Source organism: Flavobacterium sp. U410 (genome assembly GCF_053570605.1).
The window spans coordinates 40,370-53,761 of record NZ_JBSEFI010000012.1 but is presented as its reverse complement, the minus strand read 5'-3'; the positions used below and the strand labels follow the sequence as shown (position 1 = coordinate 53,761).

Below are 13,392 nucleotides of genomic sequence, written 5' to 3'. Positions count from 1 at the left end.
AAGAACTAATTATTGTTCCAATCAATTTTTCGGGATACATACATGATAGTTCCCAAAATGATAAATAAACCAATACTGCCTACTAATAGCGCATAATCTTCTAACTGAATGATCACATAGATAAAACTATACAATGCTGTAAGAGCCAGACTGATAAAAGCTGCATATTTTCTGTTTTTTAATACCGAAACAGCATAGAGCAACAGCATAACGATCACTGACGAAGCTGCTATGACATAAGCCAATGAAAAACTGGAATGTTCTGTTATGGAAAGCAAAAGCGTATAAAACATAATCAAAGCCAAACCGATCATAGTGTATTGAAAGATGTGAATGTTGATTTTACTGATGGTTTGAATGAGGAAAAATACCAAAAAGGTTAATCCAATCACTAAAAATCCATATTTAGACGAACGTTCATTTTGTTGATATTCATCCACTGTTTCAATTAGTTTAACACCATAAGAATATTTCTGAAGATTAGGGATAAAATCCAAATATTGTTGCGCAAACGGACGATTAACATGAATGATCTTCCAATCGGCGTGAAAATTTTTATCGGTGATTTCTTTAGTCGTATCATTTGAAGCAAATGAGCCAATGAACGAAGGCGAATTCCAATTAGAATCTATTGAAGTAGTTGTTGTTTTACCAATGGGAATAAATTCAACAGCATTGCTTCCGTTGTATTGAATGTTGAACTGAAAAGAATGGGATTGTTGCAGATCATAAGTAAAAGCAGTACTTTCCAGCACATCAAAATAGTTGTCTTCATCCATATTGGTTTCCAAAGCTAACTTTTGTTCGTTCAACTGAATCGTTAAATCACTTTTCACACTTTTTAAGTCCGTAGTTTTAATTACAATCGAAGCTTTATCCCAAAGAATATCTTCCGGTTTACAATTGAATTTTGAGAAATCCAAAGCATTAAAATTTCCTTTCACATCAAGTGAAGCTTTAAAAACCATAGGTTTAAAAATACCGCGCTTCAGTTTATCCACTTTTTGAACCTGAGCTTGATGTTGCAAGGTTTCAGGAAAGAAAAAAGCATCTACAATTTCTTCTTGTTTTTGAATAGAAGTCGTTTTAGTTTGCTCATTATACACTTCAGTTTCTGTAATCGTTTTAATGGGAATCTTAAGGATTGGTCCCATAAAATGAACTTTTTCACCCCAAGTTATAGTTTCATTTTTAAAAACTTCGGTTTTACGTTCAGAACGTTCCCGGATTACGTTTTGAACTAAGTTCAAAGGAATGAGCAATACTAAAGTTAAAAAGCCAACCATCAGCATTTTAGCAGTGGTCGTTTGAAAAAAGGAAGTTTTGCCTTTTTGTTGATTTTCGAATTGATTTTGATTTTCCATGAGTATATAGTATTTATTTGATATTAAAAATGTTTTGTATTTCAGCAGTAGGATAAGACAACAGTTTGCTGAATTCCAGATCATAAAACAGATATGCTTTTTTTCCTCTTTTATAACAATTCACAAAACTTTTATATGAAGTAGGGTAGAAGAAAATGCCGGTTAAAACAACAATTCCTGTAAACAGACTCCTTTTTCCGTTGCCTAAAAGATAAAATTGCAGATCGATCTCTTCTTTAACAGTTGTGCCTATTTGGGTTAGTACATGAAAAACATCATGCTCCTCCAGATTTTCTTGTATTTCAAACTGATTGTTTTTAAAAAATAGCCCCAGATCATTGCCTAATGTTCCGGTATTCATAATTAAAAGAGAATCTATAGAAATATCCCAGGGTTCCGGTTTTTTGAACAGAAACAAATAAGGAACTCTGGCAATTTGGTACAGTTTTTCTACTATTACATCTTTCATAAAGTACTTTGTATTTCAAAGTTAAAGGATAAATTTTTTTAGTTTTGTCCGGAAATCAATTTTTCAAGGGCTTCAATGTGCTCTTGGAATGCTTTTTTTCCTTCTTTAGTTGCAATATACTTGGTGTTGGGTTTTCGACCTATGAATTGTTTCTCGACAGTAATATAATTTTCACTTTCTAAAGCTTTGGCATGGCTGGCCAAATTACCATCAGTTACGCCTAAAATCTCTTTTAGCGTAGTAAAATCAGCACTTTCATTGACCATTAATACCGACATAATTCCTAATCGGATGCGATGATCGAAAGCTTTATTGATATTTTGAATGATATTTTTCAAAGTGAAGGTTAACTATAAAATGATTGTTTTATTTTCTATCGTATTTAAAATACATCATGCTGCCATATATAATGTGGCAAACTCCAAATCCTAAAGCCCAAAACAATAGTCCATAATTTAAAAACCAAGTGGATAATAATCCTAATATGATCAAAGTAATTCCTAAATAACGAACATCTCTTAAAGTATACTTACTGGCATTTACACAAGCCAATCCGTAGAAAATAAGGGTCAGTGGAGCAATGAGATTCAAAATCTCTTTTTCCATTAAAAATAGAATAAAAATGCCTCCGCTGACTAACGGGATAGAAAAATTGATCAATAAGCGTTGAGATGCTGCGTTCCAAATAGTTTCGTTTTGCATTTTGGCTTTTCTCATACTGAAAAAAACACCGGTTGCTATAGAGGCGATCAATACCACTAAAGCAATGGTTAGTAATCGGTAAACAGCAGCTTCTGAAATGACTAAGCCTTTATAAGGATTTCCGATGTAATGATCAAAATAGATCGTTTTATAGGCAAACCATGCGCCTATTAAAGCATAAATACCGGCCAAGACACCTGATAATCCGCTAAGTGATAAGCACAAAGTAGATTTGTTCATAATGTCTTTGATGTCTTGAATGTCTTTTAAATATTTACTTGCTTCCATATAAAGAACTTTGAAATACAAAGTAAATATGTTTTTACGACATGAACAAATTTTTTAAAGTATTTTTACAAAATGAAATTAACTGATGAATATATAGTAAGACAACCGGAGCTCTATAGGGAAATGCTTTTACACGTTATTTCTATTGTAGAAAGAACATTACCGGATGTTCAATTGCTCTTCAAATGGGGAATTCCTTATTTTTATTATCAAAAGAAACCGCTTTGTTATTTGGCACCTAACCATAAAAAGAAATTTTTAGATGTTGGTTTTGCACGCGGTTATGAATTGAAAAACTATCAGGAAATATTGATAGGAGAGAAGCGGAATACCGTGAAGTCACTTCGCTATTTTGCTTTGGAAGAAATCGATAATGGGGTTTTACAGGGAGTTCTGAAAGAAGCTTCGCAATTAACTGTATTAAAATAAATAGCCGATTAAAACTTAATCGGCTATTACTTATAATTTTTGATTTGTATACAAACTAAATTCTAAAAATTCCTCCAATAACAATAATTCTTTGCAAGAACCAAAATTCTTGTTCCGCGTGATCTGCAGAGCTTTGAGTGGTTCTGATGTCTTGCATATTGATATAACCGCCTTTTAATTCGGTTTGTATAAAGAAATGTTTGAAGAAAGTAAAGTTTAAACCTGCTTTAGCAGAAAGTCCAAATCCGGCTACGTGAAAAGCATCATTACGATCATTACCTAATAATTTAGAGTTGGTTTTAGGATATAAAAAACCACCGCCAACACCTTCGGTTATATTGATTTGAAACTTATCGGTATTCAATGTTTTACTGAACAACTTGGTAATATCGTCTACTCTTGAAAACTCAGTATTGATATAATTTAAACCGTCAGTGTGTTCAAAGGTTAAAAAGTTTTCATCAAGTGTTAACTGATCAGCTGTAGGATTTTCATCGTAAGTTCCTGCATTGGGATAGTACCCCGAATAGTTCACACGTTTGTCCTGAGACATTACATATTTCATGTGGTCAACGCCTAATGAAATGTTGTAGTGATCTGTAATAAAATATCCCACTCTTAAATTAGTCTGCGGAATAGTCATTTTCGTAGGATTGATATAATCGACATGCCATCCTTTAGGTTTGTCGTGCGCTTCTACATCATAAAGGGTAAAATCATAATTATCTCCTTTGAATCGGATATCAGATTTAGAATAACTTTCGCGGTTTCCACCCCAAAAAATATAAAATTTCCCTTTGTTATGAGCTGTGTATTTTTCTGGATTTTCAACGGTTTCTTGTGAAAAGGTGTACTGAGAAAAAACACAAAAAGATAGTACAACCATTAAAAATGATTGTTTCATTTTGAAATTACTATGGATTTAGGTTTTAAAATTGATTTATGGTTTGTTTAATAGCAACTAATTTGGTCATTAAACCTTCTAAAAGGTCTAAATGTAGCATGTTAGCACCGTCACTTTTTGCATTGGCAGGATCAAAATGAGTTTCAATAAAGATTCCATCTACACCAGTAGCAATTCCGGCTTTAGCAATGGTTTCAATCATTTCCGGACGACCGCCGGTTACACCACTCATTTGATTAGGCTGTTGCAAAGAATGGGTTACATCTAAAACAGTTGTTGCAAATTGTTTCATAGTTGGAATTCCTCGGAAATCTACGATCATATCTTGGTAGCCAAACATTGTTCCTCTATCAGTTACCATTACATTTTCATTGTTGCTGTCTAATACTTTTTGAACGGCGTGTTTCATACTCTCCGGACTCATGAATTGTCCTTTTTTCAGGTTTACTGTTTTTCCGGTTTCGGCAGCAGCTACAACTAAATCCGTTTGACGAACTAAAAATGCCGGAATTTGTAAAACATCTACATATTGTGCAGCCATTACAGCATCTTCATTGGTATGAATATCTGTGATTGTAGGAACACCAAATTCTTTCGATACTTTTTCTAAGATCTTTAAAGCTTTTTCATCACCAATTCCTGTAAAACTATCAACGCGAGAACGATTCGCTTTTTTGAAAGATCCTTTAAATACATAAGGAATTTCCAATTTATCAGTAATGCTAACAATCTTTTCAGCGATTCGTAATGCCATTTCTTCACCTTCAATAGCACATGGTCCGGCTAGTAAAAAGAAGTTTCCTTTATCGGTATTTTTTATTTGAGGTATGTTGTTTAAATTCATTTTGTTTCAATTAAGTTACAAAGATAAAAAATAAAACCATTTAAACGATTGTTTAAATGGTTACAAATGTTACGAAATATGAAATATTTTTAATTATCAGAATTGTTCAATGGTTTGATTGAAAAACCTTTAGGGCAAACAATCTTGCCTTTTTCATAGCTATTGAAATACAGCTTTTTAGTGGTTGAACTTCCTTCAAAATGTACTTCGTAAATCGATAAAGTTCCGGCACCCATAGCGTTGTGCTTGGTAGGAAAAGGACAACAAGTGTCTATTTTTTCATAGGTAATGGTTTCACCTTTAGGACCTTGAAGTGCTTTAAAAAAGTATCGAACATAGATTTCTTCTTGTCGGTCTAATATTAAACCTATATTAATAGGATAATCGGAATCATAACCATATTTAGCATCATTGGCGTATTCAGTTAATACAAAAGCACCATTTTTAACAGGAGGCTTTATTGCCGTGTCGTCAACATTCTTAAGCGTTGATTTTGTACTTACACAACTACTCAAAACAAATAGAAAAAGTAAAGCTAAAAATCTCATATACATTATGATTTGGTTTGACTAAAGTAGCTAATAACAGCAGCATATACAACACCAAACGACAGTTTGTCGAAAATGTTGTTCTTCACAAAAGCTTGAATATTATAGTTGAATTCAGCTAATTCTTTGTTTTTACTCATACTAATAGCGCTTTCGAAGAAATTGGGTGACACTAAATTAAAAGTAATATAGATTACAATACTTGTTGTTAAAGCCGTTAAGAAGCTAAGGACAATTCCACTACCAAATCCTTGTTTCCAATCCATTTTACCTTGATAATATTTAGCCTTTTTATCTCGGAGCGCAAAAATGAAAATAACAATAGAAACAGGAATAAATAATAAGTTGAAAAGAGGTTCAGCTGTTGCTTTTGTGCTGTGAAAACCCAAAGCACGCTCTAAAAACATCCAGATTAAATAAACAACAGCAAAAATTACTGACCATTTAATCTCAATCTCAAATTTTTTCATCGTACAGTTTAAAATTTAGCCAAAGGTAATAAAAGATGTTTAGATAATAAAAGTCTATTAGTTTAGTAGATTTTTATAGTATTGCGTTATATTTGCACAACTAATTTTTTGATGAAATGGAATATCTATTGGGAACTTGGCATTGGTCAATTTCTGGTTTTTTAATTGGATCAGTTATGCTGATTTTGGTTTATTTTGGAAAAACATTTGGGATGTCTTCTAATTTACGTACTATGTGTACCATGATTGGAGCAGATAAATTCAGTGAGTTTTTCAAAATGGATTGGCGTGAACAAAAATGGAATTTGGCAGTAGTTTTAGGTGCTATCTTAGGCGGGTTTATAGCGTCTCATTTTTTAAGTGATCCACAATTGATTGAGCAGTTGAATCCGAAAGCAATAACAAGTTTGGAACAAATGCATATTGATGCTCCCAATGGAAAATTTGTACCCGATGCTATTTTTAGTTGGGACTCAGTATTAACGGTAAAAGGTATAAGTATTTTATTAATAGGCGGAATTCTCATTGGATTTGGAACGCGATATGCCGGAGGCTGTACTTCAGGGCATGCCATTAGTGGTTTAAGCAATTTACAAAAACCTTCATTGATAGCAGTTATAGGCTTCTTTATTGGTGGTTTACTGATGGTTCATTTTATTTTACCTTTAATTTTTTAAATATGAAATTTTTACGTTTCTTTTTAGTCGGAATAATATTTGGAATAGTTTTGACAAAGTCAGAAGCCATTTCTTGGTACAGAATTTATGAAATGTTTATGTTCCAATCGTTTCATATGTATGGTATTATGGGTGTTGCAGTTTGTACCGGAATTATTGGTGTTCAGTTGATGAAGAAGAATAAAATGAAGGATTATAAAGGTTTTCCGATTCAATTTTTTGATAAGGAAAAAGGATTTACTCGTTATATAATAGGAGGTATGTCTTTTGGATTAGGTTGGGGATTAGTAGGCTGCTGTCCCGGACCTATTTTTATTTTATTGGGGACAGGAGCTTTCAGTATTGCCATTGTTTTGGTTGGAGCTTTATTAGGAACTTTTTTATATGGTATATTAAAAGACAAATTACCACATTAAAGATGTAACTTTTGTTGCTTTTGTAATTTATACAGAATTGTAATTTTGAAAAAAAGTTAAAAATGACAACAACAATTTATATTCAAAATTTAAAATGTGGCGGTTGTGCCAGTACGGTAACTAAAAATTTATCGGCAGTAGAAGGAATTGAAAATGTTAATGTTAAGGTAGACGAAAGTACAGTAACATTTGATTATCAGCAAGAAACTAAAGTAAACGAAGTAAAGGAAATATTAAAGAAAATAGGTTATCCCGAAACAGAGGAAGATAATTCTTTAGGAACTAAAACCAAATCTTTTATAAGCTGTGTGGTAGGAAAATTGACCTAGCAAAAAAAAATGTTAAAAATTTTATAAAATTTATTTTTTTATTAGTAAGATTAGTCTTTTATTTGCGAAATAATTTTAAAAAATATTTAACAAAATGAAAAAAGTTTTATTCTTATTCGTGTCTACATTAGTTTTAGGTTTAACATCTTGTAACAAAGACGACGATTCAAGTTCTGCAAGTATTGAAGGGAAATGGGCATATTCTCAATGGGGAATTGGTGCATCTGGACAAGAAGCTTTCTCAAATTATGAGAATGATTGTGCTTCTCAAGGAGATTACATTGAATTTGTGAGTGGTGGAACAGCAACAGATCATTATTTTAACTCTAGTTGTGAGGATGAGGCTACTTCTGGAACATGGGCTAAAGAGGGTAATACATTGACATTAACTATTGATGGAGAAACAGAAACAGCTGAAATTATAACACTTGATGGTTCTACATTAAAAGTTAAATACAGTACTGGTCAGGAAGGAATGGATTATATTTCTGTTTTTACAAGAATGTAATAAATACAAGCATAAAAAAACGCTCCGATATCGGAGCGTTTTTTTATATCTAGAAATTCGGAGACAAATTATATTTCTTGTAGAAGTTGTCTAAAGCTTCTAACACTTCGTCTTCGTTATCTACAATTTTGAATAAATTCAAATCATCTGGGCTAACATTGTGGAATTTTTCTAATAAAACCATCTTAACCCAGTCCATTAAACCTGACCAAAATTCGGTTCCAACCAAAATAATCGGAAATTTAGCAATCTTTTTCGTTTGAATCAACGTAATTGCTTCAAACAATTCGTCTAAAGTTCCAAAGCCACCTGGCATCACCACAAAACCTTGCGAATATTTTACAAACATTACTTTGCGCACAAAGAAATAATCAAACTGCAAGTTCTTGTCACGGTCAATATATGGGTTGAAATGTTGCTCAAACGGCAATTCAATATTTAAACCTACCGAAGTTCCGCCGCCATAATGTGCCCCTTTATTTCCGGCTTCCATAATTCCGGGACCACCGCCGGTAATCACACCATAACCCGCTTTACTAATTTTATAGGCAATTTTCTCTGCTAAAAGATAATATTTGTCTTCAGGTTTGGTTCTCGCCGATCCAAAGATAGAAACACACGGACCAATTCTTCCCATCGATTCATAACCGTTTACAAATTCAGACATGATTTTAAAAATCGCCCATGAATCGTTCGTACGAATTTCGTTCCAAGTTTTTTGTTTAAATTTTTCCTGTATTCTGTGATCGTCGTTTTCGTATTGCTCTAATGCCATAATCTTTACGTCTTTTTAAAATTAAACAAGCCCGCTAAGATACTTTTTTTTCTTGAATTGAGAGGAAACTTCGCTATTATTTCTATTTTAAGAAGCACCAGTCTATTTTTTCAAAACAATAATAGTCGTGTCTTTCGCTATATTTTATGCAAGCATAAAGATGCTGCTTCACCCACGGCTATACTTCATTTTAAAGTGTATTCAACAAAACCCCAATGGATTAGAATTAGGCTTCCATTTCTTTTTTCAAAAACTTAGCCGTGTAGCTTTCCTTGTTTTTAATGATTTCTTCCGGCGTTCCTAATCCTACAACCTGACCACCGCCTTTACCGCCTTCATAACCAATATCTATGATATAATCGGCTATTTTTACCACATCTAAGTTGTGTTCAATAATTAAAACCGTATTGCCTTTGTCAACTAATTTCTGAATCACATTCATCAACACACGAATGTCTTCAAAATGTAAACCAGTAGTAGGTTCATCTAAAATATAAAACGTATTTCCGGTATCTTTTTTAGAAAGTTCAGTAGCTAGTTTTACCCGTTGCGCTTCACCACCCGATAGTGTGGTACTTTGTTGTCCAAGCGTGATATAACCCAAACCTACATCCTGAATGGTTTTTACTTTTCGGTAAATTTTCGGGATGTTTTCAAAGAACTCAACCGCTTCATCAATCGTCATGGCTAAGACATCCGAAATGGATTTTCCTTTGTAGCGAATTTCTAAAGTTTCGCGGTTAAAACGTTTTCCTTGACACGTTTCACATTCTACATAAACATCCGGCAAAAAGCTCATTTCAATGGTTCGCACTCCCGATCCTTCACAGGTTTCGCAACGTCCGCCTTTTACGTTAAAGCTAAAACGTCCCGGTTTATAACCTCTGATTTGGGCTTCCGGTGTTTGCGTAAACAAACTTCTTATTTCCGAAAAAACATCCGTATACGTCGCAGGATTGCTTCGCGGGGTTCTTCCAATCGGACTTTGGTCAATATCAATTACTTTATCAATGTGTTCTAAACCTTCAATTTTTTCAAAAGGTTGCGGTTTTTTAACGGCATTAAAAAAGTGAGCATTTAAAATAGGGTAGAGCGTTTCGTTAATCAAGGTCGATTTTCCGCTTCCTGAAACTCCGGTGACACAAATTAATTTTCCTAATGGAAACTCAACCGTAACATTTTTAAGATTATTTCCGGTTGCACCATAAAGTTTCAGTGTTTTTCCGTTGCCTTCCCTGCGCTTTTCAGGAATTTCTATTTTCATTTTACCGCTCATAAATTGAGCCGTAATGGTGTTTTCGTTTAATAATTCTTTCGGTGTTCCTTGACTGATGATTTTTCCGCCATAGCGTCCGGCTTTCGGTCCAATGTCAATTACATGGTCAGCACGTTCAATCATATCTTTGTCGTGTTCCACCACAATAACCGAATTCCCGATGTCGCGCAGACTTTCTAAGGATTTAATCAATCGTTCGTTGTCTCTTTGGTGTAAACCAATACTGGGTTCGTCTAAAATATACAATACACCAACTAGTTGCGAACCAATTTGCGTAGCCAAACGAATACGTTGTGCTTCGCCACCCGAAAGCGATTTTGAACTTCGGTTTAACGATAAATAATTCAAGCCTACATCCAGTAAAAATTGCAAACGAGTAGTAATTTCTTTTAAAATTTCAGTAGCAATGGCTTGTTGCTTTTCGGTTAAGTTTTTCGGTAAATCTTTAAACCATTCCGAAAGTTCAACGATATCCATTTGAACCAATTCGCCTATATTTTTGTCATGAATTTTAAAGTACAAAGCTTCTTTTCTCAAACGCATACCGTGACATTCCGGACAATCAATTTCATCCATGAATTCTTTTGCCCAACGTTTGATGCTTTGCGTTTCCGATTGTTCGTATTGGTTTTTAATGAAGTTTGAAATCCCTTCAAAATCAATTTTATAATCTTTGGTAATGCCCATGACTTTAGAAACTACTGAAAATTTCTCATTTCCACCATATAAAATCATGTTCATGGCTTCTTGCGGAATGCTTTCAATAGGATCTGATAGTTTAAAATCAAACTTTTGCGCTATGATTTCCAATTGTTTGAAAATCCAGGAATTTTTAAAGTCACCCAAAGGTGCAAAACCACCGCTTTTAATCGATAATTTTGGGTTGGGAACAATCTTATTCAAGTTAATTTCGTTAATCGTTCCTAAACCGTTGCAACATTCGCAAGCCCCTTTTGGGGAGTTGAATGAAAAGTTATTGGGTTCCGGATTAGGATAAGAAATTCCGGATGATGGACACATTAAATTTCGACTGAAATAACGTACTTCGCCGCTTTCTTGTTCTAAAACCATCAAAATATTTTCGCCGTGATACATGGCTGTTTTGATGCTTTCGGTTAAGCGTTTATCGGTGTCTTCGTCTGTTTTCACAGCAATACGATCAATTACGATTTCAATATCATGAGTTTTATAACGATCCACTTTCATGCCGAATTCTAAATCTCGAATTTCGCCATCAATACGAACTTTTACAAAACCTTGTTTGGCAATTTGCTCAAACAGTTCGCGATAATGTCCTTTTCTCGAACGAATAACAGGCGATAGAATATTAATTTTTTTGCCATTAAAAGTTTCGGTAATCAGTTCCTTGATTTGTTCATCAGAATACGAAACCATTTTTTCGCCGGTGTTGTAACTAAAAGCATCTCCGGCGCGTGCATACAACAAGCGTAAAAAATCGTAAATTTCTGTAATCGTTCCAACAGTTGAACGCGGACTTTTGCTAGTCGTTTTTTGTTCGATAGCGATAACCGGCGATAAACCATCAATCTTATCCACATCAGGACGTTCCAATCCACCTAAGAATTGTCGGGCATAAGCCGAGAAGGTTTCAATGTACCGACGTTGACCTTCGGCATAAATAGTGTCAAAAGCTAAAGAAGATTTTCCCGAACCCGAAAGACCGGTAATAACTACTAGTTTTTCTCGGGGAATGATTACGTCAATATTTTTTAAATTATGAGCACGAGCGCCAATAATTTCGATAGTTTCGTCTGTGTTGTTCATGTTTTTTTGGCAAAACGCAAAGATACAAGTTTATAAGAAGAAAAGCCAACGTATTAGTAGTGAATATTGTTAATAATTAAATGAATGTATTTCTTCTTCTTTTACGATAATGATTCTAATTATTTAAATACAAAACGGAAATAGTGACGAAGTGAAGAAATAAAAAAGGCTGTTTTTCAAAAAAACAGCCTTTTATACTTTTTAAAAAAATTAGAAATTCAAATCTATTGCGGGTAAAAGTTTAGAAGAACATTCACCAAAACCGATTCGTACGTTTTCGTTTTCGCAATACCCTCTTAAAATTACCGTATCATTATCATTAATTGATTTTCGCTCGGTTCCATCTTTCATTTTTAATGGATTTTTTCCGCCCCAAGTTAATTCTAACATAGAACCAAAGCTATTTTCTTCAGGCCCGGAAATAGTTCCGCTTCCCATTAAATCTCCTGAATTTATTCGGCATCCATTAACTGTGTGATGAGCTAATTGTTGAGCCATTGACCAGTACATGTATTTAAAATTCGATTGGCTCACAGTAGTTTCTTCTGAATTTTCAGGTTGAATTAAAACCTCTAGATTGATATCAAAAGCATGGTTCCCTTCTTGTTGTAAGTAAGGAAGTGGAGTAGGGTTTTGTTCGGGACCTTTAACTCTAAAAGGTTCTAAAGCGTCCATAGTTACGATCCATGGAGACATTGATGAAGCAAAGTTTTTGGCTAAAAATGGTCCAAGAGGAACATATTCCCATTTTTGCATATCGCGTGCACTCCAGTCATTAAACAAAACCATTCCGAAAATGTACTCTTCAGCTTCATTCACAGGAATGGGTTCGCCCATTAAATTAGCATCCGTAGTGATAAAAGCAGTTTCTAATTCAAAATCTACAAATTTTGAAGGGCCAAAAACAGGTTGTGTTTCTCCCGGAGGTAATGTTTGTCCATTAGGTCTTTTTACCGGAACACCGCTAGGTATAATTGTAGAACTTCTACCGTGATATCCTACCGGAATGTGAAGCCAGTTCGGTAATAAAGCATTTTCCGGATCTCGGAACATTTTACCTACGTTAGTAGCGTGTTCTTTGCTGCTGTAAAAATCGGTATAATCTCCAATTTGTACCGGTAAAAGCATTTCAATTTCAGAAACATCAAATAATATGATTTCTCTATGTTCTTGGTTGTCTCTTAGTTTAGGATTGGTTGCATCAAATAATTCAGCTAAACGGTTGCGAACTAGACGCCATGTTTTTTTACCATCAGAAATAAAATCATTCAAGGTATCTTGCATAAACATATCGTCAGTTAGATCAATGCCTTCAAAATAATTCAGACGTTGAAGTGCCCCCATATCAATTGCTGTATTACCAATGCGTGTTCCTATTGTAATATCATCATTTTTGGTAATAAAAACACCAAAAGGGATATTTTGAATTGGAAAGTCGCTACCTTTTAGAACTTCGATCCAAGATTTTCTTTTAGGGTCATTTGCTATATTTGGCATGGTATACTGTTAGTTTGTTGTTGATAAATCGAGAATCAAATATAAAGTTTACGATGTATTTACCAAACCTTTTTCGTAATTTTGCGTAAATTTTAACGAATTACTAAAAAA

The 13,392-nt window shown here is 33.9% G+C and carries 16 protein-coding genes; 5 read left to right on the top strand and 11 right to left on the bottom strand.

What is annotated here, in order from left to right; translation table 11 throughout:
- Positions 1 to 5: 5 nt before the first annotated feature.
- The 4 genes from creD to ACUSJC_RS09380 are packed head-to-tail and all read right to left on the bottom strand — an operon-like array spanning position 6 to position 2,823.
- Positions 6 to 1,364 carry a cell envelope integrity protein CreD gene (creD, locus tag ACUSJC_RS09395; RefSeq protein ID WP_449269317.1) on the bottom strand — a complete coding sequence of 453 codons (1,359 nt, stop codon included), beginning with the start codon at positions 1,362 to 1,364 and terminating at the stop codon, positions 6 to 8.
- Positions 1,365 to 1,377: 13 nt separating this feature from the next.
- Positions 1,378 to 1,833, bottom strand: a complete 456-nt coding sequence (locus ACUSJC_RS09390) for a hypothetical protein (protein WP_449269316.1) — start codon at positions 1,831 to 1,833, stop codon at positions 1,378 to 1,380.
- A gap of 38 nt (positions 1,834 to 1,871) precedes the next feature.
- Positions 1,872 to 2,171 carry a winged helix-turn-helix domain-containing protein gene (locus tag ACUSJC_RS09385; RefSeq protein ID WP_449269315.1) on the bottom strand — a complete coding sequence of 100 codons (300 nt, stop codon included), beginning with the start codon at positions 2,169 to 2,171 and terminating at the stop codon, positions 1,872 to 1,874.
- Between the two features lie 28 nt (positions 2,172 to 2,199).
- Entirely contained in the window at positions 2,200 to 2,823 is a 624-nt protein-coding gene (locus ACUSJC_RS09380; RefSeq protein WP_449269314.1) for a hypothetical protein, read from the bottom strand.
- Between the two features lie 72 nt (positions 2,824 to 2,895).
- Between ACUSJC_RS09380 and ACUSJC_RS09375 the strand changes: the two genes are divergently transcribed.
- A complete protein-coding gene (locus ACUSJC_RS09375) occupies positions 2,896 to 3,252 on the top strand; it encodes a DUF1801 domain-containing protein (protein ID WP_449269313.1) in 357 nt (118 codons plus the stop codon).
- Positions 3,253 to 3,307: 55 nt separating this feature from the next.
- On the opposite strand, the gene ACUSJC_RS09370 is transcribed toward ACUSJC_RS09375, so the two are convergent.
- The 4 genes from ACUSJC_RS09370 to ACUSJC_RS09355 form a co-directional block, all read right to left on the bottom strand.
- Positions 3,308 to 4,156, bottom strand: coding sequence for a hypothetical protein (locus ACUSJC_RS09370; RefSeq protein ID WP_449269312.1), 849 nt, complete (start codon positions 4,154 to 4,156; stop codon positions 3,308 to 3,310).
- Positions 4,157 to 4,181: 25 nt separating this feature from the next.
- Positions 4,182 to 5,000, bottom strand: a complete 819-nt coding sequence (gene kdsA / locus ACUSJC_RS09365) for a 3-deoxy-8-phosphooctulonate synthase (RefSeq protein ID WP_449269311.1) — start codon at positions 4,998 to 5,000, stop codon at positions 4,182 to 4,184.
- A gap of 89 nt (positions 5,001 to 5,089) precedes the next feature.
- Positions 5,090 to 5,548: a 2-dehydro-3-deoxyphosphooctonate aldolase gene (locus ACUSJC_RS09360; RefSeq protein WP_449269310.1), complete on the bottom strand. Its 459-nt coding sequence runs from the start codon at positions 5,546 to 5,548 to the stop codon at positions 5,090 to 5,092.
- 5 nt (positions 5,549 to 5,553) lie between these two features.
- Positions 5,554 to 6,018 carry a DUF4199 domain-containing protein gene (locus tag ACUSJC_RS09355; RefSeq protein WP_449269309.1) on the bottom strand — a complete coding sequence of 155 codons (465 nt, stop codon included), beginning with the start codon at positions 6,016 to 6,018 and terminating at the stop codon, positions 5,554 to 5,556.
- Between the two features lie 116 nt (positions 6,019 to 6,134).
- On the opposite strand from ACUSJC_RS09355, the gene ACUSJC_RS09350 reads away from it, so the two are divergent.
- The 4 genes from ACUSJC_RS09350 to ACUSJC_RS09335 all read left to right on the top strand — a co-directional run bounded on the left by ACUSJC_RS09350 (position 6,135) and on the right by ACUSJC_RS09335 (position 7,948).
- Entirely contained in the window at positions 6,135 to 6,695 is a 561-nt protein-coding gene (locus ACUSJC_RS09350) for a YeeE/YedE family protein (RefSeq protein ID WP_449269308.1), read from the top strand.
- Positions 6,696 to 6,697: 2 nt separating this feature from the next.
- A complete protein-coding gene (locus ACUSJC_RS09345) occupies positions 6,698 to 7,111 on the top strand; it encodes a DUF6691 family protein (RefSeq protein ID WP_449269307.1) in 414 nt (137 codons plus the stop codon).
- 62 nt (positions 7,112 to 7,173) lie between these two features.
- Positions 7,174 to 7,440, top strand: coding sequence for a heavy-metal-associated domain-containing protein (locus ACUSJC_RS09340; protein WP_449269306.1), 267 nt, complete (start codon positions 7,174 to 7,176; stop codon positions 7,438 to 7,440).
- Positions 7,441 to 7,534: 94 nt separating this feature from the next.
- Positions 7,535 to 7,948 carry a lipocalin family protein gene (locus ACUSJC_RS09335; protein WP_449269305.1) on the top strand — a complete coding sequence of 138 codons (414 nt, stop codon included), beginning with the start codon at positions 7,535 to 7,537 and terminating at the stop codon, positions 7,946 to 7,948.
- A 49-nt stretch (positions 7,949 to 7,997) separates the two neighbouring features.
- On the opposite strand, the gene ACUSJC_RS09330 is transcribed toward ACUSJC_RS09335, so the two are convergent.
- The 3 genes from ACUSJC_RS09330 to fahA all read right to left on the bottom strand — a co-directional run bounded on the left by ACUSJC_RS09330 (position 7,998) and on the right by fahA (position 13,281).
- Positions 7,998 to 8,723 (bottom strand): LOG family protein, encoded by a 726-nt coding sequence (locus ACUSJC_RS09330; protein ID WP_449269304.1) that lies wholly within the window; start codon positions 8,721 to 8,723, stop codon positions 7,998 to 8,000.
- Between the two features lie 226 nt (positions 8,724 to 8,949).
- On the bottom strand, positions 8,950 to 11,784 hold the full coding sequence (gene uvrA / locus ACUSJC_RS09325) for an excinuclease ABC subunit UvrA (RefSeq protein WP_449269303.1): 2,835 nt from the start codon (positions 11,782 to 11,784) through the stop codon (positions 8,950 to 8,952).
- Between the two features lie 210 nt (positions 11,785 to 11,994).
- The gene (gene fahA / locus ACUSJC_RS09320) at positions 11,995 to 13,281 is read right to left on the bottom strand and encodes a fumarylacetoacetase (protein WP_449269302.1); all 1,287 of its coding nucleotides are present in this window, start codon (positions 13,279 to 13,281) and stop codon (positions 11,995 to 11,997) included.
- Between the last annotated feature and the right edge of the window lie 111 nt (positions 13,282 to 13,392).